This window comes from Rosistilla carotiformis (assembly GCF_007753095.1).
Classification (GTDB): Bacteria; Planctomycetota; Planctomycetia; order Pirellulales; family Pirellulaceae; genus Rosistilla; species Rosistilla carotiformis.
Window position 1 is genome coordinate 6,525,740 of sequence record NZ_CP036348.1, and the last position, 23,179, is coordinate 6,548,918.

At 57.1% G+C, this 23,179-nt stretch carries 14 protein-coding genes; 6 read left to right on the forward strand and 8 right to left on the reverse strand.

Going from position 1 to position 23,179, the window contains the following annotated elements; translation table 11 throughout:
• Positions 1-145 precede the first annotated feature (145 nt).
• On the reverse strand, positions 146-3,094 hold the full coding sequence (gene gcvP / locus Poly24_RS23745; RefSeq protein WP_145101546.1) for an aminomethyl-transferring glycine dehydrogenase: 2,949 nt from the start codon (positions 3,092-3,094) through the stop codon (positions 146-148).
• 222 nt (positions 3,095-3,316) lie between these two features.
• Between gcvP and Poly24_RS23750 the strand changes: the two genes are divergently transcribed.
• A complete protein-coding gene (locus tag Poly24_RS23750; RefSeq protein WP_145101548.1) occupies positions 3,317-5,704 on the forward strand; it encodes a DUF5682 family protein in 2,388 nt (795 codons plus the stop codon).
• 137 nt (positions 5,705-5,841) lie between these two features.
• Positions 5,842-6,840 carry an NADPH:quinone reductase gene (locus tag Poly24_RS23755; protein WP_145101550.1) on the forward strand — a complete coding sequence of 333 codons (999 nt, stop codon included), beginning with the start codon at positions 5,842-5,844 and terminating at the stop codon, positions 6,838-6,840.
• Between the two features lie 37 nt (positions 6,841-6,877).
• Here Poly24_RS23755 and Poly24_RS23760 read toward each other — a convergent pair whose 3' ends face one another.
• Entirely contained in the window at positions 6,878-7,489 is a 612-nt protein-coding gene (locus tag Poly24_RS23760; RefSeq protein ID WP_145101552.1) for a thioredoxin family protein, read from the reverse strand.
• A gap of 458 nt (positions 7,490-7,947) precedes the next feature.
• Here Poly24_RS23760 and Poly24_RS23765 point away from each other — a divergent pair, with 458 nt between their 5' ends.
• Positions 7,948-8,445 carry a response regulator gene (locus Poly24_RS23765; protein WP_145101554.1) on the forward strand — a complete coding sequence of 166 codons (498 nt, stop codon included), beginning with the start codon at positions 7,948-7,950 and terminating at the stop codon, positions 8,443-8,445.
• 47 nt (positions 8,446-8,492) lie between these two features.
• Here Poly24_RS23765 and Poly24_RS27550 read toward each other — a convergent pair whose 3' ends face one another.
• The gene (locus tag Poly24_RS27550; protein WP_145101556.1) at positions 8,493-14,651 is read right to left on the reverse strand and encodes a PAS domain-containing protein; all 6,159 of its coding nucleotides are present in this window, start codon (positions 14,649-14,651) and stop codon (positions 8,493-8,495) included.
• A 799-nt stretch (positions 14,652-15,450) separates the two neighbouring features.
• Here Poly24_RS27550 and Poly24_RS23775 point away from each other — a divergent pair.
• From Poly24_RS23775 to Poly24_RS23785, 3 genes are all read left to right on the forward strand, one after another.
• A complete protein-coding gene (locus Poly24_RS23775; protein ID WP_145101558.1) occupies positions 15,451-15,921 on the forward strand; it encodes a PA2169 family four-helix-bundle protein in 471 nt (156 codons plus the stop codon).
• 178 nt (positions 15,922-16,099) lie between these two features.
• A complete protein-coding gene (locus Poly24_RS23780) occupies positions 16,100-16,282 on the forward strand; it encodes a hypothetical protein (protein WP_145101561.1) in 183 nt (60 codons plus the stop codon).
• A gap of 50 nt (positions 16,283-16,332) precedes the next feature.
• Positions 16,333-17,529, forward strand: coding sequence for an AI-2E family transporter (locus tag Poly24_RS23785; RefSeq protein WP_145101563.1), 1,197 nt, complete (start codon positions 16,333-16,335; stop codon positions 17,527-17,529).
• A gap of 50 nt (positions 17,530-17,579) precedes the next feature.
• Here the strand turns inward: Poly24_RS23785 and Poly24_RS23790 are convergent, their stop codons facing one another.
• The 5 genes from Poly24_RS23790 to Poly24_RS23810 form a co-directional block, all read right to left on the reverse strand.
• A complete protein-coding gene (locus Poly24_RS23790) occupies positions 17,580-18,935 on the reverse strand; it encodes a hypothetical protein (RefSeq protein WP_145101565.1) in 1,356 nt (451 codons plus the stop codon).
• A gap of 194 nt (positions 18,936-19,129) precedes the next feature.
• Positions 19,130-19,501: a hypothetical protein gene (locus Poly24_RS23795; protein ID WP_145101567.1), complete on the reverse strand. Its 372-nt coding sequence runs from the start codon at positions 19,499-19,501 to the stop codon at positions 19,130-19,132.
• Between the two features lie 189 nt (positions 19,502-19,690).
• Entirely contained in the window at positions 19,691-20,389 is a 699-nt protein-coding gene (locus Poly24_RS23800) for an N-formylglutamate amidohydrolase (protein ID WP_145101569.1), read from the reverse strand.
• Between the two features lie 67 nt (positions 20,390-20,456).
• Positions 20,457-21,701 carry a glutamate-cysteine ligase family protein gene (locus Poly24_RS23805; RefSeq protein ID WP_145101571.1) on the reverse strand — a complete coding sequence of 415 codons (1,245 nt, stop codon included), beginning with the start codon at positions 21,699-21,701 and terminating at the stop codon, positions 20,457-20,459.
• Positions 21,698-23,173, reverse strand: coding sequence for a RimK family protein (locus Poly24_RS23810; protein WP_145101573.1), 1,476 nt, complete (start codon positions 23,171-23,173; stop codon positions 21,698-21,700). The genes Poly24_RS23805 and Poly24_RS23810 overlap by 4 nt, the downstream gene beginning before the upstream one ends.
• Positions 23,174-23,179 lie beyond the last annotated feature (6 nt).

Here is a 23,179-nt window from a genome sequence, read left to right on the forward strand (position 1 = left end):
AACCCCTACCGACGAATAAAATCGGCGAGGGTTGGTCAAGGATAATCAAGAAATTGTCATTCAGAATGACTTGTCCGCCTCACAATCCAACTTTTTGCTGCGTAACCGCACGGTGCAGCCGATGTGGAGGGGGGGACGGCAACCGCTATTGATACTCTTCCATCGGCGGGCAGGAGCAGATCAAATTGCGGTCGCCGTAGGCGTGATCGATCCGCCCCACGGTTGGCCAGAACTTCGCATCCCGCAGCCACGCCTTGGGCCACGCGGCCTGTTCGCGGCCGTACGGGTGTGGCCACTGGTCGCCGCCGATCATCTGCAACGTGTGCGGTGCGTTTTTCAGCGGGTTGTTCTCCGCATCGATCTCGCCGCGCTCGATGGCTGCGATCTCTTCGCGGATCGCAAGCATCGCCTCGCAGAACCGATCCAGTTCCGCCTTCGGTTCGCTTTCGGTCGGTTCGATCATCAACGTTCCCGGAACGGGAAATGACATCGTCGGGCTATGGAATCCGTAGTCCATCAGACGCTTGGCGATATCGTCGATGCTGATGTGCACCGATTTGTCGAACTCGCGACAATCGACGATGAACTCGTGGGCGACGTTTCCGTTTTTGTCGGTGTAGAGGATGTCGAATTTATCGGACAGCCGACGAGCCATGTAGTTGGCGTTCAGCAGCGCGACTTGCGTCGCTCGCTTGAGTCCCTCGGCTCCCATCAAGGCGATGTAGACGTAGCTGATCGTCAGGATGCTGGGGCTTCCATAAGGAGCCGCCGAGACCGCACCGATCGCAAATTCACCCGCCGTGTCGGGGCGAGCGACACTGTGGCCGGGCAGGAAGGGCACCAACTGCTCTGCCACGCCGATCGGCCCCATTCCCGGACCGCCACCGCCGTGCGGGATGCAGAACGTCTTGTGAAGGTTCAGATGGCAGACATCGGCGCCACACATCGCCGGGCTGGTCAGTCCGACTTGCGCGTTCATGTTGGCACCGTCCATGTAGACCTGTCCGCCGTGACGGTGGATCACGTCGCAGACTTCGCGGATCGTCGATTCGAAAACGCCGTGCGTCGATGGGTAGGTGACCATCAGTGCCGACAGCGTCTCGGCATGATCGGCAGCTTTCGCTTTCAGATCGTTCATGTCGATGTTGCCATTGGCGTCGCAAGCGACCGGCACAACATGCATTCCCGCCATCACCGCCGACGCCGGGTTGGTGCCGTGCGCCGAGGTGGGGATCAGGCAGACGTTCCGCTTGTTCTCGCCGACGGCGTTGTGTTCGTGGTACGCCCGGATCACCAGCAGCCCGGCGTATTCGCCTTGAGCACCGGCGTTCGGTTGCAGACTGACCGCCGAGAATCCGGTCACTTCGCACAACCAGCTTTCCAGTTCGCGGAACATCTGCGTGTAGCCGCGCCACTGCGTGTCGGGAGCAAACGGATGCAGTTGCCCAAATTCGGCCCAGGTCACCGGCAGCATCTCGCTTGTCGCGTTCAACTTCATCGTGCACGAACCCAGCGGGATCATGCTGTGTGCCAACGAGAGATCGCGTTGCATCAGCTTAAAGATGTACCGCAGCATTTGCGTTTCGCTGTGGTGTTCGTTGAAGATCGGGTGCGTCATGTATTCGCTGGTCCGCGCCAGTGCACCATGCGACAGCATGCCGTCGGCTTCCGCTTCGGCCAGCAGGTCGTCGATATCGAACCCGGTGTAGTGGCCAAAGTTGAAAGCGGCCAACAGATCGGCGACCAACGCCGCGTCGGCGGTTTCGTCCAACGTCACGCCCAACGTGCCGTCGGCGTATTCGCGAAGATTGATCTGACGCTCCAACGCCGCATCGACAACCTGACGCGTCGCGCTCGCACGCCCTTTGCCCAACCGGATCCGGATCGTATCGAAGAAGGGTGTGTCGCTGGTTCGCGAGTGCCCCAGTCGCTCGAGTCCCTTCAACAACGCACACGTGAAGGCATGCGTCCGGTCGGCGATCTGTTTTAAGCCGCGCGGCCCGTGATAGACTCCGTAAAACGAACTGATGATCGCCAGCAAGGCTTGCGCCGTGCAGATGTTACTGGTCGCTTTGTCGCGGCGGATGTGTTGTTCTCGCGTTTGGATCGCCATCCGCAACGCGCGGTTGCCTTGGCGATCCTTCGAGACGCCGATGATCCGCCCGGGAAGCTTGCGGACATGGGCTTCGTGAGTCGAAATGAAGGCGGCGTGCGGTCCGCCCAAGCCCATCGGAACGCCAAATCGCTGGGCGCTGCCGACACAGATATCCGCTCCCCATTCACCAGGCGGCGTCAGCACAGTCAAGGCCAACAGGTCGGCAGAAGCGACGACCAAGCACCCCTTTTCGGCCGCCCGCGCAGTCAACGCGGCATAGTCTTCGATTCGGCCGTCGGTGGTTGGATATTGAACCAACAACCCGCCGAGTCCTCCTTGGCCGTGGTTGAAGTCGATCTCTTCGATCGGGCCGACCTTCAGGTCGATCCCCAATCCGTCGGCACGCGTCTGCAGCAGTTCCAGCGTCTGCGGATGGCAATCGTCCGACGCCCAGAATCCTCGCTTCTTATCGCGAGCGATCGCCACGCACATGCACATCGCTTCGGCCGCCGCGGTCGCTTCGTCCAACAAGCTTGCTCCCGCCAAAGGCAAGCCGGTTAAGTCGGCGATCATCGTTTGAAAGTTCAGCAGCGCTTCGAGCCGTCCCTGAGCGATCTCCGCTTGGTAGGGCGTGTACTGCGTGTACCAACCCGGATTCTCGAGCACGTTCCGTAAGATCACCGGCGGCGTAACGGTCCCCGTGTAACCCATACCGATACACGAACGGTAGACCTTGTTCTTTTCGGCGATCACCCGCAACGCACCCAAGAACTCGTGCTCGCCGCGAGCCGACGGAATGTCCAGTGGTAGGGTCAACCGAATGTCCTCGGGAACCAACGCGTCGGAGAAATGATCCAGCGAATCGAAGCCCAGCAGTTCCAGCATCTGTTGGATGTGAGTGTCCGACGGGCCGATGTGGCGTCGCACAAATCCGTCGGCGAAGTCCAAGAGGTTGCCGGTGGAATCATTTACGGGTGACTTAACAGTGGTTTGCATCATGTTTCCTGGCGGACGGAGGGGCCGGTGCGTTGGGTGTATCGCGAACTCGATGGGCGAGGCATTTTAACATCGCTCAATTTAATTGACTATGACGGCAGCCCGGCCGCATCGGTCGCGACGACGATCGGGGGAACGGAATGTGCCAATGTTGGCCGCCCGTGGTATAACAATCGCGGCGATCAGGACCGCGTTTTCATCCCCCTTTCGAAGGCACCAGACAAAATGTCTGCGATCGATACGGCTTCCCTTTGCCACGTTTTTGGCGTGCGGCATCTGTCGCCGATGGGGGCGTGGCAGCTGCGGCAATTCCTCGATCAAGTGCAGCCGCAGGTCGTGCTGATCGAAGGCCCCTGCGACGCGGAGGGTCTGTTGGACGACGTCGTTCGCAAGGGAACGGTTCCGCCGATTGGGATCCTCGCTTTCTCCAATTCGGTCCCCGTGCGAACGTTTGTCTACCCGCTGGCCCGCTACAGCCCCGAGTACCAAGCGATCCTGTGGGCCAAGGAAAATAAAGCCGATTGCGAGTTCATCGACTTGCGCAGCGATATCTTCCTCGGGTTGCAAGATCGCGAACATCGACGGATCGCCGAAGCGATCATCGCTTCGAAAAAAGATGCTCAGCCCGATGCCGTCTCGCCAGAGCCAGCGGCATCCGACGCGAGCGACGATCCGGCGGTCGGCGAACCGGCGATCGAACCGATCGTTTCGCGTGGCTCGTTGTATCAACAGCTGGCAGCCCTCGCGGGCGAAGAGCATTACGAGAGTTATTGGGAGCGGAACTTCGAGCACAACACCTGTCTCGATTCGTATCGCAAGACATCGATGGAGTTCGGTCGCAATCTGCGTGAGATCGAATCGGACACCGCGGCCGATGCGGCAGAGAATCTGGTTCGCGAAGCGTTCATGCGGCGGCAGATCCAAGCCGCGATCGATCGTGGCGTCGCGCCCGACAAGATTGTTGCGATCGTCGGTGCCTATCACGCACCGGTGCTGTCGGCAGAGTTTCCGCCGATGAGCGATCAGGAATTGGAACAGCTGCCGCGACTGGAGAGCAACCTAACGCTGATGCCCTATTCGTACTTCCGACTGTCGAGCCAATCGGGCTACGGCGCGGGGAACGAAGCTCCCGCGTATTTTGAGTTGTTGTGGGAGGCGTTGTCGGCGCGCGAGTTGTCCCATCTGCCCGCTCGCTATCTTTCGATGGTCGTCCGGCACCAGCGCGATGCCGGAACGCACCGCTCCACGGCCGAGGTGATCGAAGCGGTTCGGTTGGCCAATTCGCTGTCGGCTTTAAAAGCGGGGATGGCACCGACGCTCAACGATCTCCGCGACGCAGCGGTCACGCTGATCGGACACGGCCAGCGGTCGAGCGTCGCCGAATCGCTGGCTCAAGTCGACGTCGGGACGGCGATCGGCAGCCTGCCCGACGGCGTCTCGCAGACATCGATTCAAGCCGACTTCACTCAGCAGTTGACCGCACTGAAGTTAGTCAAATACCGGACGGCGGTTCGGCAGTTGTTGTCGATCGATCTGCGAGAGAACCGTCGAGCGAAGACCGCCGCGGCCGCTTTCTTGGACCTGCATCGATCCAGCTTCCTGCATCGGCTGCATCTGCTGGAGATCAACTTTGCGTCCCCCGTCGCCTCGCGACAGCAGGCGTCGACGTGGAGCGAGAAGTGGGAGTTGCAGTGGACGCCCGAATCGGAGATCACGTTAGTCGAATCGGTGCTGTTGGGGGAGACGATCGAACTGGCCGCCGGTTTCAAATTCAAGACGCTGTTGGACGAAGCGACAACGGTCGCGCAAGCCGCTTCGGCGGTGGCGATCGCGTGTCGTTGTGGCATGATGGAGGCGATGGACCAGGCTCGCGGGCGGTTGCAGGCGTTGGCGGCCGAATCGAGCGACTTCACCGCCGTCGCCGGCGCGGCGGCTGAATTGGCCAGCCTGGTAAAGTATGGCGATGTCCGCCAGTTCGACGCGGCGCCGCTGCGTCCGTTGATCGAAACGTTGTTTGCGCAAGGAGCGTTGGTGCTGATGTCGGTCGCCAATTGCGATAACGACGCCGCCCGTGATCTGATTGCGTCGATCGACGCCCTCAATCGCGTCGCGCTCGAATTTCACGATCTGGTCGACGAACCGCTGTGGATCGCTGAGTTGCATGGTTTAAGCGATAGCGATGATCGCAATCCGTTGCTCAGCGGGTACGCATGTGCAATGCTGTTGGAGCGCGATCAGATCGACAACGCGCGGTTGGCTCGCGAGGTCTCGCGGCGACTGTCCCCCGGTGCGCCGGCCGATCTCGGCGCCGGTTGGTTCGAAGGGCTCTCGCGGCGGAATCGATACGCGCTGCTGGCTCGGCAACCGCTGTGGCAGCAATTGGCCGATTATGTGGAGTCGTTGGACGACGAACAGTTCCGCCGGGCGTTGGTTTTCCTGCGGCGTGCGTTTGGCGAATTCAGCCCGCAAGAAAAACAATCGATCGCCGAAAACCTGGGCCAGCACTGGGGCGTCGATCAGGATCTGGCGAGCGAAGTGTTGAACCAACCGCTCTCGGAATCGGAGTCCGAAGCGCTCGATGAACTAAACGATTTTGACTTTGGCGAGTTTTAAATATCTCGAAAGATGTTCGGCTTCGCTGCGGCGAAACGAATCGATCCCATCGATTGTGGAATGGGCGAGTCTTCATATCGCGAGCAGACAATCAAATCTAGCTTCATTTAATAAACAGAAACCTTTAGGCGATACCGATGAAAGCAGCATTTATTAAGACGACGGGCGACGCAGACGTTATCCAATACGGCGACCTTCCCGATCCGCAGCCCGGCCAAGGCCAGGTTTTGGTGCGCACCGAAGCGGTGTCGGTTAACCCGATCGATACCTATGTCCGCAGCGGAATGATCGCGATGGATCTGCCCGATCCTTTCATTATCGGATGCGACATCGCCGGCACGATCGCGGCGGTTGGCGAAGGTGTCACTGGATTCCGGATCGGCGATCGCGTTTGGGGCAGCAGCCAAGGTTTGCTGGGCCGACAGGGGACGTTTGCCGAGCTGTGCGCGATCGATCAGGATTGGTTGTACGAGCTGCCCGACGGCGTCGCGGCCGAAGATGCCGCGGCCTGTGCGTTGGTCGGGATCACTGCCCACTTGGGTTTGTTTGGCCGCGCGCGACTGTTAGCCGATGAGACGATCTTTGTTCGCGGCGGGACCGGCGGCGTTGGATCGATGGTCGTGCAGATGGCCAAAGCGGCTGGTGCGAATGTGATCACGACCGGCGGCAGCGATGAGAAGGTCGAGCGTTGCCGCGAGCTAGGGGCCGACTTTGCCATCAACTACAAGACCGAAAATTTGCAAGAGCGTTTGGCCGAACTGGCTCCCGATGGCGTCGACGTCTTCTGGGAAACGATCCGTGAACCCGATTTCGACTTCGCCGTCGAAGCCCTTGCGCCGCGAGGCCGGATGGTTTTGATGGCCGGTCGCGACGCGCGGCCCGAGTTTCCCGTGGGGCCTTTTTACGTCAAAGAGTGCACGGTGCATGGATTTGTAATGTTCAAGGCGACAGCGGACGAGATGAAGCTGGCGGCCGAGGACATCAACCAATGGCTCGCCTCGGGGCAATTGAAGAGCCAGATCTCGCAGCGCCTGCCGCTGTCGCAAGCCGCCCAATCGCATCGCCTTCAAGAAGCGGGAACGCTCGCCGGCGACGGCTCGCTGGCCGGCAAGGTTGTGTTGACCGTGGGCGATTGATGCGCGCGCCTTCGGCTAAAGCCTCGACTCCAGCGCGTTAGCGTTTGCGGCGGACGCGTTGGAAGCGGATACGGCAGCCGATCGGAACGGTCTCCGCGACGGCGGGCTTGCCTCCGGTCAACGCGGCGTCGATCGCTTGGCGAACGTAGGGATGTTCGATCTGTTTGCCATCGGGGCTGTCGTCCATCGCGCCCATGTAGACGACGCGTCGCTCTTTATCGAGCACATAAAACTCGGGCGTCGTGATCGCGCCATACGCCTTGGCTGTCTGCTGAGTCGGGTCGGAGAGATACGGGAAATTGAACTTCGCCATCGCCGCACGCGCTTTCATCGCTGGCAGTTCGTCTTCGGGAACCTTGTTGGAATTGATCGCCACCACGGCGACGCCATGATCTTTGTAGTCCTTCGTCAGTGCGATCAATCGCTGTTCGACGTCGGTCGCGTAGGGACAGGAATTGCAAGTGAAGGCGATGACCACCACCTCGGCCTGTTTCCAATCGTCCAGGCCATGCTTGTAGTCATCGATTCCCGGCAGATCGTTCCACGTCGGCGCCGCGTCGCCGATGCTCAGCACCTGATTAAACTCACCTGCCCCGGCTGAGCCCAGAACCATCACGACCAAAGCACTGGACAATACGAAGCGAAGCATTGGATGACGGTTCCGGGACTTTGGAGAATTGGTTGCGCCAGGATGCTCACGATCGCGTGAGTCGTCGGCAATGGCATTGCGAAACATGTTACCAACAACGCGTCGTAACATCCAGTTTCGACGCATCGGGGGCAGCGCACCACGCGCATCGCTCCCTCTTTCAATGAGGGAATTGGCCGCCACACAGAAATGTCCCGCCCTCGGAGAAACCGTGAGCCGATTTTCTTCTACGGTTGATTCCCCACAAACCACGAGGCCTCAGAATAATGAACATTTGACCACCCAACAAAGAGCCCCTAGAATGGCAAATATGGTTCAAGGACCGAGGGGATGAAGTCGCCTCGTAACATAGGTTCACTGGCACGCAAGTTGCTTGTAAGGTTCAGTTTGACAGAAGCTTCTCTGGCCGGTCGACTGCCCCCGTCGATCGATTTTCCGCTTCCAGTGCGAATGACATTATGCCAACCCCCGAACAACCCAAACGCTGCGTGATTGCGGATGACGTGCGAGCGTCGCGTGAAGTCTTGCGGTCGTGGCTTACCGATTGCCATTTCGAATGCATCCTGGCACACGACGGCGACCAGGCGTGGGAGGCGATTGAAAACCACCCCCCCGACCTGTTGATCACCGACATCGAGATGCCTCACTGCTGCGGCCTCGAACTGCTTCGGAGAGTACGCGCCGCCTCTTCGGCAGAGATTCAGTCGATTCCGGTTCTCGTGATCACGAGCTTGCACGACAGTCAGATTCAACCGACGATCCAGCGTCTGGGGGGCAATGGTTTACTCACCAAGCCTCTGGACCAATACTCGACCTACGTCACGGTGCTGGCGGTGTTGGCCCCTGAAACCGATCAGGAATCGTTCATCGTCAGCGACCCCGATGGCAAGATCACCGGCGACGGTCTGGTCTCGCCCACCTTTCGCCGCTTGCTGAAGCCGCTGTCGAATAGCTAACGCAACCGACGACAGATCTGTCGGTCGACAACCGCTTCAGCCCGGTTTCATGCCTTCAAGGCGGAGGTCAATCGATGGACCATTGACGTTAACCGTTCGACATCGATCGGCTTGCTGAGGTAATCGTTGCAACCGCACTCGATACAGCGAGTCATATCCCCCTGCATGGCATCCGCAGTCAACGCGATGATCGGCCCGCTGAAACCAAGTTTTCGGAGCTGCTGGGCGGTCTGGTACCCATCCAATCGTGGCATCTGCATGTCCAGCAGAATCAGGTCGTAGTGTTCACCCGCCGCTGCCTTTTCCTTGACCATTGTGATCGCAACTTGACCATCTTCCGCTTCATCGACATCAGCCCCCGCCTTGGCCAACAACGTCCTACTCAAGAAACGGATGTCGCGGCGATCATCGACGACCAATAACTGACAATTCAGTCGGATCTCTTTTTCCTTCCCCGGTTCGGTCGGCTTGCTATCGATCGCCAACTGCGGTTGGATCATCGGCACGTCTTCGACATCACCAGTCGCGATCGTAATCGTAAATCGACTGCCTTGACTGAGGTTGCTTTGCACCGAAATCTCGCCCCCCAGCATCTCCGTCAATCGCTTGCTGATTGCCAATCCAAGCCCGGTACCGCCAAATTCTCGATTCACATTTCCATCGCCTTGGGAGAAGGGTTGGAACAATCGACGTTTTTGTTTTTCGGACATACCAATCCCTGAATCGACCACGTCGAATTGCAGCCTTGGCATCTCTCCGGGTAGGAACCGAACGACGATATTCACGCAGCCTTCGGTTGTAAATTTGATCGCATTGCCGACCAAATTGATCAAAATCTGCTTGAGCCGCTTGGGATCGCTTTGAATTTCCGACGGGATTAAACCGTGGTACTCGACGTCCAGGTCCAGTTTGCGTTCGGAAGCTCGCACTTCCATGATCGACCGCACGTCTTCGACCAATCGATTCGGTGCAAAGCGTTCATGGCTGATATCAAACTTGCCCGCTTCGATTTTGGAGATGTCCAAAATATCGTTGATGATGTCCAACAAAAAATCACCGTTGCGACGGATCGTGCGGACATGGGCCAGGGTCTCGTCGTCGTTCACTTTTTCAGCAATCAAATCGGTGTACCCTAAGATCGCCGTCATCGGTGTACGAATCTCATGACTCATGTTCGCGAGAAACGCGCTCTTGGATTCATTTGCGGCGACCGCCTGCTCGCGTGCTTCTTTGAGAGAGAGTTCGAATTGCCGTTGGCGCGTGATGTCTAACAACGTTCCAATCAATTGTGTTGCCTGACTGTCCTCGTCGGCATCATCGCCAGTGAATAGTGGTTTGGCCTGCAAACGAACCCAACGGATATCGCCATTGGGACAAACGATCCGATGATCGATACTGCGTTCGGCCGTATGCGGATGCTCGACCAATTCGCGGTAATGTTGGTCGCAAGCGGCCCGATCATCGGGATGGACCCAGTTCAACATCTCGCCAATCGGAACCTCGGTCTGTTCGTCATCCGCATCGTCGATCCCGACCAATCGTTTCAACTCTTGCGAATAAGTCACGGTCCCTTTCATCAGATCGGCATGCAACATGCCAAACCCTGCCGCTTCGGCAGCGCTTCGCAAACGCTCTTCGCTGAGCTTGATCGCGAGTTCCGATTGTTTTTCGTCGGTGATGTCCCAGTTTAAACCGTGCATTCGGACGACGTTCCCGCGATCGTCGCAAATCACGGTACCAACACCGGCCAACCAGCGCACCTCACCATTGGAACGCACGATTCGAAACTCGGTATCGTAATCCTCCTGGTCGTTGGCCGCCTGGCCCCAAACTTCGCGCAGTGCCGCCACGTCGTCAGGGTAGACGTACTGAAAGAACAAATCGATGGTTGGGTTTTCGATCGGTTCGATCCCCAACAATGCAAACATTGCAGGTTCCCAAACGCTTTTATTCTCGGACCATTCCCACGCAGCCATGCCTCCCGCTTTCAGCGCCATCGACATCCGTTGATTGCTTTCAACGAGCGCCAAGTCAGCAATTTTACGATCGGTCACATCACTCGTGATCCCCGTCAAGGATACCGGCTGGCCCTGTGAATCTCGAGTCACCAAGCCACGCGTTTCGGTCCAACAAACGTTGCCATTGTCGGCTCGCACGATACGCCAATCGAAGCGAAATTCGTTGCTAGTCCCTTCCAAGAGCGCCCGTAATTGAGAGGCTGCGAAATCGCGATCTTCGGGGTGAATGATCTGCAACGACGCCTCGAACGAATCGTCATAGTGCGCCGCCTTCATCCCAAAAATTTCCAGCAATTCATCCGACAGTGTCAGTTGATTGTTGCCTGGAATCCATTGCCAACTTCCCAACCGTCCGGCATTCAATGAGAGCTTCAGGTACTGTTCATTCTTTTGATAATCCGCCAACAACGCGATCAACTTGGTCCGTTCGGTCGACAATTGTTCCGCGTGGGCACGAACCTGATCCTCCGCGGCTTTGCGGTCGCTAATGTCCACTCCCGACGGGATCAAATATTCGACTTGGCCGTCATCCCCCAGCACTGGCGCGATCATAAAATCGATCATCAATCGATCATTGCCTTGCGCATACAGTCCGACATCAAAGCGGACCCGCTGACCGGCAAATGCGCGATCCATGGCGTCTCGCATCTGCTGGGCAACTCGAGCGTCGTAGGTCCACCAAGGGCACTCGGCAAAGTGTTTCCCGATTACGTCCTCTCGTTTCAACCCCGCGATGTTTATCGAGCGGTCGTCGACCTCTAACAAACGACCATCGCGTCCGATCACCCCTACCAAGCCCAATTGATTGTTAATCACTCGTCGCAAGTGCGCTTCGCGACGCTTGGTCTCCATTTCAGCGCGGGCCCGTTCGATTCGGATGCACAATCGATTCGCTATTTCTTGAAGAAGGCTCAGGTCGTCGGGCTGCCAACAATACGGTTCGGACTTAATCGCGGAGACGACAAATCGAACTTTTTGTTCGGTCACATAAGCAGAATTGCAAAATGCATGGATCTGGATATCTCGTTGATTTTTCGCAAGCGTTGGATCGATCCCCTCAGCTTGCGTATCGTTTTGCAGCACCTGTTGGCCGGCAGCCAACATCTTCTGCTCCTGTTCGCTATGAAAGTCTTTCACGCGATGCGTGCCGACAATACTTTGCAACTCAGGATCATGGTGTTCGTACAACACCTCGGCGGATTCTGCCTCCGCATCAAATTCGACGATGCAGCATCGCGAGAGACCGAGATAATGTGCGGTCCGTTGAACGGCAACTTCCATCAGATCACGATCTGACATTAATGGGCTGAACTGCGCCTGCAGATCGGCCAGGAAACCATAATTCAATTCAGCCCGCTTCCGCGCATCGATATCGATGTTCATACCGACCCAACGGCGAATCGTTCCATCATGCCTTCGCAAACAAACCGCCCGCACGTGGTTCCATTTCCAGACTCCCGAAACATGCTTCAAGCGATATTCCGCCGAGAACGGTTCTCCCGTGTCAAGACACGTCTCCCACGTCGACAGCGTGATCGCATGATCGTCCGGGTGGATCACATCGACCCAACCGCGGCCCCGCCACTGTTCATACGTTTGCCCCGTGAACGCGCGCCAACTGGGGGAATCTTCGATGATGTTTCCCTCGGCATTGGCAATCCAAACAATCTGCGCCGAGACGTCGACCAACGACTGAAACAACTCGTGACTGTTCCGCAACTCCGTGACGTCGGTGAACGTGGTCACGAGTCCTTCCGCCTGTCCAGTGTGCGAACGATAGTTGAGCACGCGGCGAATGAACGACTTGCCCGATCGTGCCACAACCGTGTGTTCGATGGGTTGGCCGTCTTGAATCATCGCCGGGTCGGGCAGCGGCGGCATGTCTTCCACATACGGAACGAACATCTCCAAGGGCCGTCCGATATCGGTGCTGATCAGGCCATAGATCTCGCGAATCGCGGGGGTATAGCTGCGAATCAATAACTGTTGATCCAAGAACACCGTAGCGATTTGTGTACTGCGAAGCAGGTTCTGCAAATCGGCATTGGCCCGCGCCGTCGCGTCACTGCCGATCCGAATCTCTTCTTTGGACGCCTCCAATTCTTCGTTGGCCGATTGAAGCTCTTCGTTCATCGACAACAGTTCTTCATTGGACGACTTGAGTTCTTCATTGGCCGCCTCCATGTCCTGCATCGACCGATCTAGATCGCTGCGGACCGTCTCCAACTCGCGTTCCATTTGCGCGATGATGGAATCGACCCCATTTTCACTCGAATCATCCTCCGCTTCGACGTCGTCGCGTCGATACGGCAAACCGACATCGTGAAACACGACCATCAGTAACGGTTCGTCCTCGCCCAACTGAGGCATCGGTTGCACGGTCAACATCACGCGCTGAACCAAATCTCCTACACGGATCGAAAGGTTCTCATGCTCCACCCGGCGACGCAATTTCTTCGCTTCGGCGATTGCGGCCCGCAACCCAATCCGCAACCCGCTGTCCGCCAATTTCACGATATTGGTTTGCATCGGTCCGCCAGCAAAGCTCAGATACTTACTGATGTTTGACGAACTCGTCAGCACGTTCCCCGAGGCGTCGATGACTGCCGTTTTGGGCGTGAACTCATCCAACGCAATCTTCTGCATCATCTCCGTCAGATCGACCTCGGGATCCTGCGGTGGACGACCGCTGCGACGCGGTGACATCTCCGTTTGCAACCCGTGGGACCGCGCCGCGGTCCCTTTGCGTTGCGAGATCCGCAGCCGCGCATCGATCGGACGAAACAATTCGCCGTGGGATGTGATGTTTTCGCTTGGACCGAGGAATAGGTAACCCGACGGACGTAGCGCGTAGTGAAACAACGGGATCAATTTGTTCTGTAGATGCGGACCAAGATAGATCAACAGGTTGCGACAACAGATCAGGTCCTGCCGTGAAAAAGGAGGATCGTGGATTAAGTTGTGCGTCGAAAACAGCACGATATCACGAATCTCTTTCGCGACCTGATAACGTTTGCCACGCTTGACAAAAAACCGTTGCAACCGCTCTGCGGAGACATGCTCTTCGATTCCAATCGGATACGACCCCACTCTCGCCACATTGAGTGCGCGTTCATCGATATCGGTGGCGAAAATCTGAACTTCCGGCGCCATCGGAAGCGCATCCATCGCTTCGCGGCAAAGGATTGCCATCGTATAAGCTTCCGAGCCATTGGCGCACCCGGCAACCCAAATCCGCACACAATCATCCGGGCCGCGATTTTCAAACAACTTGGGCAACACCTGCTCGGCCAAAACACTGAAGGCCTCGGGATCACGAAAGAAGGTTGTCACGCCGATCAATAGCTCTTGAAACAGCGCCAGCGCTTCTTCATCGTGATGCTGCAAGTAGTCGACGTAGTCGCTGGCGACGGCGACTTTTAGCACCTGCATGCGGCGTTGGATGCGACGTGCCAGCGTATTGAATTTATAGTGCTGAAAATCGTGCTCGGTGACCTTCAACAACGTCTCGGCGATCATCGGAATCGCCTCTTCAATCTGATCTTGCAACCGTCGCTGGATCGCCGGAGGTCGTACGCTTTGAAGATGATTGTGATACCGCAGCAACTCCGTCGCGATTTCGGCAGGCTTCAGAATATGGTCGGCAACTCCCGTTGTCGCCGCGCTCCGCGGCATCGAATCGTATTTGGCCGAAGCAGCATCCTGAGCAAAAGTTAATCCCCCTCGATCGCTGATCGCCTTGAGCCCCAACGTTCCATCGCTGCCAGCGCCCGACAGAATCACGCCGATCCCAAGCTCCCCCTGATCCTCAGCAATCGAATGAAAGAAGCCATCGATGGGAGCAGGCTGCTGGCGGCTTTGGGGGGGATCGACCACGCTTACCGAACCGTTCTTCAGCTGCAGGCTCTTGTGAGACGGGCAAACATACACCTTGCCCGATTTCAGTTTCTTGCGGCCGGACAGCGGAATGATTTCTAAAGTCGTTGCCCCGGCCAGTAAATCATTCAACAACGTTTCACTTGACGGATCGAGATGCTGGACAAACACGATCGCCAAACCGTCGGCATCGCCAAGGGCGCGCAATAATTCCTGAAACGCCTCCAGCCCTCCCGCCGATGCGCCGACACCAACAATCAACGGACCCGCGGTGGGATCGATTCGATTCGACGAGGTTTCAATAGCTTTCATTGAGTTGAGCTCTGGCTGGCCTTTCGAGCAGCCACGTGTTCGAGTCGTATACGGAGTTCGGCAAACGCCCCAATCATCCGAAGTGCAATACCCCCGTGCGCCGCGGTCGATCCGAGCCCCTTGGGCCATCGCGTCACGCCAACGCCCCAAGCCACCTACCGAATCAACCAAAGACAAAAGGTTCTAGCGGCACAAAAACACAGTCACTCCGAGTCCTCGCAAATTCGACCGACTTCACCGGGATGACGTGAGCCGCCGCCATGTCGCGCAAGCCAAAACTTCCGCTACCGTTTCCATTCATTCGGACAAGTAGGTACTGGATGCACGCCCTGAAATGTCGGCCGCTTCCAGCCCGACGGACAAGTGTTCGTTCATCAAGAGGGCTCCGCAAGCAGCACAGTGGAGTGACCATGATACTGTTCGTCCATTGCCTTGTTCCTTGACCTACGCTTCGACGATTGCAGTCCGCCGCCCGATGAATCTTTGAACCCAGCTCTGATTGAAGAGAATTCGGTCCCCACGGTCAACGCCCTATCACAACAGGCAAAGATTGCCAAGGCGACGATGGACCACCGATCGATACGGGACGGCGTTCGCAAACCCAGCACTCCACCCGATCACCGTGGTCGATCGGAGAGCATCGACGACACAAGACAACGTCGATTTAAAGGCTTTCACCGCTCTTCAAGCCTGAATTCAGCGCTCGCCAGAACCTGGCACGCCCTTTGCGTTACTAGCGTGATGGAGCGAGACAGGTTGCTCGCGATCCTATATTCATCCCCCTGACCGGAGCGAAATCATGAGCCTTGAAACGAAGACGAATCTCAACGAAGCCACCGTAACAAAATTACAAAAGCTGATTCGGGCCAACATTGACGCCTACGATGGCTTTCGCGAGTCGGCCGAGGAGATCTCGGATATCGCACTGGCGACATTGTTCCGTCAAGTCGCCAGCGAGCGCTCCGCATTGGCCACGGAACTGCAAAACTACGTTGAGTGGAACGGTGCCGAAGCGGAGGACGACGGTTCCGTCGCAGCAAGCGTCCATCGCGCTTGGATCAACGTCCGCAGCAAGATCAATGGGGGCGATCCCTATGTCATTTTGATCGAAGCCGAACGTGGCGAGGACCATATCAAACACGCGTACGAAGACGTGCTGAAGGAGACCGCCGGCAGCGCGATGAACGACGTGCTGACCGCGCAATATGCGATCGTGAAAGCGGGTCACGACAAGATCCGCGACCTTCGCGACAGCTATAAAAACCGTTAGGCCATGCCTAGCGATTTGCAGCGGCAAGGAACTACACCGCAGCACAATCCGTGACCGTCTGTAGACAACCGCACGCATTGCCCGTGCAGCCAACCGTCGCAGACGGGAGCGGAGATTTGTACCTAGCCCCAATTCGGCCCGAACATACCAACACAGCCCTTTCTAAGGAACTCTACCGATGAACGCGACTAAAGACCTGATGTTTACCTTTTTGCTGATTTCCGCCTTTGCAGTGAGTTGCATGTTGGTGGGCTGCGACAACAAGGAAACGCTGCTAGATGTGGACACCCCCGATGGTGGCGGCGTCGAAATCGAACGCTCTCGAGATACGGGTGCGATCGATATCGAAGTCGACGAATAATCAAACTGCGACCGTTTCCCCCAGCGATTCCATGCCGAGTACCTCCTGCGATGAGCAACGACACAAAAGACCTTCAGCCCAACGCCGCGGGTGTTTTGTCGACGCGGATCTGCGCCGGGATGCTCGTGCTGTATGCATTCTATTATGCGCGCAGCCTGATCGTTCCGATCGTCACCGCGGTCGTCCTGTACCTGGTGCTGCGGCCCTTGGTGCGGCATGCGCAACGCTTGGGGATTCCATCGACCGTTGGCGCTATCGGGACGATGCTGGGCCTGTTGGTTCTGCTGAGTCTAAGCACGTTCTTGGTGCTGCAACCGGCGAGGCAGATCATCGCCGAAGCCCCGCAAAACTTATCGATCGTTAAGGCGCGACTGGCCACAATCACCGACAAATTGAAGGCGATCGACCGGGCAGCGGAAGATCTTACCGAAGAAGCCGAGGCGGAGGTTGGTGAGGAAGAGAAACCCGTTCCCGTTGAGATCAAACAACCGAACTGGAACAATAATCTCTCCTACCTCAGTGGGACAGGCAACGTCGTCTCGTTCCTAACCATTTGCGGCGCACTTCTCTACTTCCTATTGGCTACGGGCGACAACCTGCTACGGAGCATCGTCCGCGCACTTCCCAACCTGACCGCGAGGCGGAAACTTGTTGAGGTGATCCAGAACGTCCAAGAAGGCCTCGGTAGTTACCTGGCCCAAGTCACTTCGATCAACGCCGGGCTGGGCCTATCGGTGGGTATCGCGATGTGGGCGCTAGGAATGCCTTCGCCTGTGCTTTGGGGTGTGATGGCTTTTGCTTTCAACTTCATCCCCATCGTCGGGGCGATTGCCGGAGCCTGCGTGATCGGCGTTGTCGCGTTAGTCAACTTCGAACCAACCTACTATGCGTTTGTGGTGACGGGAACCTTCCTGGCGCTGACGTCACTGGAAGGTCAATTCATCACCCCAGCGATCCTGGGACGATCGATGAGCATGAGCCCTGTATTGGTCTTTCTGTCGATCGTCGTCTGGGGTTGGATGTGGGGGATGATGGGCGTTTTCCTTTCGGTCCCCATCCTGATCGCGGCGCGGATGACTTGCGAAGGCTACGACGGACTGATGCCGCTGGCAATGATCCTGGGAGCTGCGACGCCCGAGACCGCAACGCCCACGGCCCCCGTCCCCGCGCCCGAACCAATCATTCAACCGCAGTCTGCGGTCGTGCGGATCGACGATCCGACGAGCAGTGCCATGCCTTCGCGATAGCGTATTTCATGGGCGGTCGCCAACTGGCGGATCAACGTCCTGGCGATGCGTTATGGTGATAAACGAATGCTCGCCGCCGGCAAACGCTGAATCGGCGCCCCGATCGACATTTGCGACGCAGGACTGAGCGGGGCTCCTGTAAACAGATTCTGCCTAGCCAGCGCATCGATACGCTTGTCCGTCAGGTATTCCAGGTAGTCGTGATCGCTGCCGACGCTTTGGGACGCATCAAATTGACGAATGTGATCACGTGAGAGGGGCAACCGGTTGATCCCACAGATACCTGTGTAGCCCAATGCGGGCGTATTATTGTCGAGTTTGAGGAAGCGATACAACTTCAAGTACTGATCGCGTGAGTTATGCAACAAGAACAACCGTTGGACAGGATACAACGCCTGAGTGCGTGTGGTGATAAAACAATCGTTGCGGATCGCCGGAGCGACCAACCCAAGATTCACGCGAACCGCCGAAACGGGTGTGTTGGGTAACCGCGAACCACACAACGAACCGCCTCCCATCAGATGCATCGCTCCAATGGCCAACCGTCCGCCAAAACTGTACCCAATCACCGCCACCGGTTCCTGTGTTTGGATAAAGGTCATTAACCGAGCGAAATGAAAGGCGTGCAGATCAGCCCGCTCGGCCTTCACACGAACATCGCGAACCTGTCCCTTGATCTGATCGGCCGGCCACATCCAGATCACGAAACGAATCGATGTTGAAATAGGTCTCGAGCCCAGGACGGTCTGATCATAGGTCTGTAACCCACGCCGAATCGCCTTGGTCTCCGGCGTCCGATTTCCATGAATCAAAAAGATCGTTTGCTGTTTGCCAGGGCCAGAATACGGACTGAGGAAGCGCGACGCACTCTCGTTTACCCAACGCCCTCCGTCGATCCGCCGACGATATTGAAGCGATTCGATTGTCGCGTGTCGCGATCCGACGTGTCGGCTGCTGATCGTCCAGACCTCATCGCTCTCGCGTACGTCAAACTCCTCCAGAGGCGTCGTCTCAAGCTCTGCTTCGATCGCCTCCTTAGTGACCGCATCGGCAGCGACCGATTCAGGAGCGGGTTGGTCGAGCAACGATTGGTCCGCTTCGTCGACCTCCGACATCGCTGCGGGAGGCGTTGGCTCCGCCGCGTCGGGATCACCTGGCAACGTCGCGTCGGCCGCTGGCGTTCCCTCCGCGGGAACGTTCGGCGCGGGGGAAGCCTCGCCATCCGAGGCAACCTCTGCAGGAGCGACGATCGGTGGCGTCAATGCGGGCTGCGCGTACGAAGGACCTGCGACTTGAAGTAGAAACAATAGCAGCCCAAAGGCCAAACTGTATTGCATCGTCATGCTTTGCGAAACCGAAAACCAGGGAATATCAGCGGAGACATCCTCGCTGGCTCGAATGTCCAACGCGACAGTGTTCCGGAACGATCAACAGCGTACTGCAGCTTCTACAGGGTGTCCTATTCAACAGTGTAGCTCGCCGTTGCGCTGCGCGATGCTATCTATCAACAATAGAAGCCCGGCAACTGCAAAGTTGCCGGGCATCGAACGTGTACAAAAGATCCTTACACGATGGCAGGATCAATCAAACGTGAAACCGATTATTCAACCGCTTCCAGTTCATCAGCCTTTTCCTCACCTCGATCTTCGACGGCGTCGGCTTTGTTTTCCCCACGAACTTCTTCTTGATCGGCAGCGGCTTCACCTCGATCTTCGATTGCATCGGCTCGCTCTTCAGCACGATCCTGAACCGCATCGGGAGCATTGTCGGTTCGTTCACGCAAATTCTCCGCTGCGTTCTGGGATTGATCGCGAATGGCTTCGGCTTCCATTTGCGAAGAATCGCGGATTTCTTCCGCTTGATATTGGGTTTGATCGCGGATCTCATCGGCTTGTTGATCAAACGCCGATTCATCACAGCCAACAAACAAAATGGTACTGAGTGCCAAAGCACTTGCGGTGAACGTCTTCATCGAATTCTCCTTATTTTGCGTTAAGATTGCTTGCGAACATTCGCGAGCGGTGGAACAGGGGAATCGCAAACGTCGTGCCAGTGGCACCGCAGCAAGGCAAAATTGAATTCCGCCACCGAGAACCGCTCGATGATCGACAATCGTGAGCGTTTTGGCAGCAACGGAAACAGAATTGTGGACGCGTTCGCGTCAACTCGAAGCCGACAGTGCGTCCTCCAATGCGTCGGCGATGTCGCGTTTCAATTTCCGCCAACCGTTCGCCTCGCAAACCAAGTCCTGATTCACTTCCAGTTCAATGCCTGCATAACTGGAACCGGGAAACCGCCGTCGCAAGGCGGTTGTAAAACCATCGGCCCTCCCCAAATAGGGATAGTTCCTTCGAATCCGCAAAGCATCGTTGGCCTCTTGCAACGCGTTGTGCCAGCGATCACAGAACGTCTTCTCCGTCCCGCGCCGCGGATCATATAAAAGCCCGATGTCGGCGTTACGGATCTGACCATGCAGTTCGGATACAAAGGTATGTAGCGACAAATGCAAGACACGATTTCCGATCGCCAAGCGGTCCTCGATCCAGGCTTCCACCTGCCTCCGGTGTGGCCAATAGTATCGCTGCAGGATGGCCTCCTTTGCCGCCGGTTCCAAGCGTTGGCTGAACTCCGAAAACAGTTGGCGATGGCGCGGCGATCGATTCACTTCCACCAACAACCGCGAGACGGTCGTGCGAAAGAGAACCGCCGAACAATGCCGCTGCAACGTTCTTCCCAAGGCGAGCGAACCGGGATCCCAACCGCGATGGCTCGCGAGTATCGCTTGCGCATCGCCAAACAAATGCATGAATTCAGCCGGAATATGGTTGGTCGCATGCTCGCAAGTCAGAATCAAATCCACGTAACGCCCTCCCATCGCCGCGTGATGACTGTCATGACACGACGGCGACTTCCCCAATCGATCCGACTTACCCAGTCGTGAAGGCGCGTCCCGCCGTCAAGCAATCGCTCAACGAGCGATAGACTTCGGACAAACGTTCCTGCCGCATGTCGTCTCCAATCGCCCTCGCAATCCGCGTCGCCAGACAGCCCTCGCGGAGGATCACCCGCAGTTCATTTTTGACATCGCCGATCAGCAACTCATGCTCCGCCCCGACGTCGATCAGATGCCGCCAAAGCTCACCGGCCGTGACCGATCGATCCACCACTCCGAATTGCCGCAAATAGTCCGCGTCGTCGATCACCGTGGATTCTACGTCGGCCGAGACACGATCCAACAAAGATGACAACGTCGACGTCGCCACTTGTTGTTGGCTCTTCAACGGCTGACAACGCTCCGCCACCAAGGTCTTTAGTGCCGCGATCGCGGCGACGCAGATCGCGATGTCCACCGCGGGATGCTCTTGGACATCCATCACGCGAATCTCGACCGATCCACGATCAAAACGAGCAATCGCGCCGCGGGCGTTCAAGAAGTTCGCATCGAAAACGCCAGCGGAATCGTGCGGCGCGATCGCAGCTTGCAAGCCACCAAAGATCTCGTGGCGATAGGTCGCTTCGTCATAGATCGGTTCGGGAATCATATCGCCCGTCAAAAACGGGACTCGCCTGCAATGCTCGCGAACCTTCTGCATCCGCATGTCACGCCACGGACCGAACTGACGCTGCACGATCGGCGAACTGGCCGCCAATGCCGGCAGGATCGGCAACAGCAAGCGAACGGCCGCATGCAGCCGAGCGAATTCGTAATCGTTGGCAAATGGAAGGTTTAAGTGGACGCTTTGCACGTTGGCCCAACCGTGCGTGAAGCAATCAAAAATTGCATGGTATGCGTTGTAGATCTCCGCGCACTGGTGCGGCCACAACTGGGTCTCGGTCGTGGGATCCATCCAGGGATGCATTCCCGATGGCATCAAAATCGCATCGTGACTTGCCAACGCTGCCTGCAAACGCGCGACCCCTTGTTGCAGGCTGGTCGATAGCGACATCAGATCGGCAGTCGGATGCGCGCCTTTGAGTTCCAACACGTGCAACGCCAGTTCGTTACTCCATGCGGTCGGGCCGCATTCGAAATCGCTGGTTGGTCGACCAGCCGCCGACTGCAGGACGCGATCGGCAATCGGACGGACGTCGAGCGTCTCGCGGTCGACGACCATATATTCCAGCTCGATGCCAAACGCTTCAAAAATTGACAAACGACTCGGCTGATTCATTGAGTGAGATCCATCGATTTAATCCGTTCGATCCGACGCAGGAACGATTCCATAATGCGACGATACAGATCGTCTCGGAGAAACTTGTCTTCGACTCCCGAATCGAGATTGGGGTTGTCGTTGACTTCGATCACGAAAAACTGCCCGTCGGCTTCTTTAATGTCGACCCCATAGAGACCGTCGCCGATCAGATCGGCCGCCTTCTGCGCGAGCGCAACCGCTTTTCGCGGGGCGATCTCGACGGGCATGGTTTCGCATTTGCCATACTTGCCATTTTTTTCTTCGGAGTCCTGTTTGATGATCTGCCAATGCCCGCGTGCCATGTGATACTTACACGCAAACAACGGACGACGGTCGAGGATTCCGATCCGCCAATCAAAATCAGTCCGCATATATTTTTGTGCAACGACCAGTTCGGAATCGGCAAAGTAGAGATCCAACTGGCGAGTCAATTCTTCCAACGATTCAACCTTGACCACGCCCTGGGAAAACGCGCTGTCGGGACGCTTCAAAACACAGGGGAACCCAAGCTCGGCCACGATCCGCGCGGCATTGCCTCGATACGCGACGATCGTTTGCGGCGTGGCGATCTTCGCTTTGTGCAGCAGTTCGGCCAGATAGACTTTGTTGGTGCACTGCAGGATCGATTTCGGGTCGTCGATGACGACTAAACCTTCGCGTTCGGCGCGACGCGCCAGGCGGTAGGTGTAGTGGTTGACCGCGGTCGTCTCGCGGAGGAACAACGCGTCAAATTCCAACAGCCGACCGGCGTCTTCGATCGTCAACAGTTCAGCGTTGATGCCAACACTTGCCGCTGCCTTGACCATCTTCTGCAGCGCCTTGTCGTCCGATGGAGAGTTGTCGCCCTCTTTCGGGTTGTGGAGGATCGCAAGATCAAACCGGTACGATGCGCGTTTGGCTTTGCCTAACGACCCATGATTGAAGTGCCGCTGCGCCTGCTCGGCAACAAACGGTTGATGCGACGCGGGAATGTCTTCCAAACCAATCGCATGGGCACTGGCGAGCCGCCACTTCTTCCGACGCGTAAATTCGAACCGCAACAACGGTGCTTGGAACATCGTTGACAATTCCCGCGCCAGACGATTGTAGCGCGACGCGAGATTGCGTCCGAAATAGACGCTCATCGAAAACGTATCCGAATGCAGCGGTGTCAAACACTGATTGATCAGCCCCTCGAGTTCCAGCGGCACCAAACGGATCGCTTGCCGTTGTTCAAGATCTTGGATCGTTACGACGCTGGGAAAGGGGCGGTGCCCACGCGCTTCGGCCAACAGCGAAACATAGTATCCGAGGCTCTGATAACGGTACGAACGCGCCAGGTTGTACAGTTTGATATTACGACGACGATTCCAGTCGGGACTGGTCAAGTATTCGTGGGGATCGACGATTTCGACGTCGGGAATGTTTCGAATCCAATCCTGTTCTGCCTCGGTAACGATTACGACAGCCATCGATCT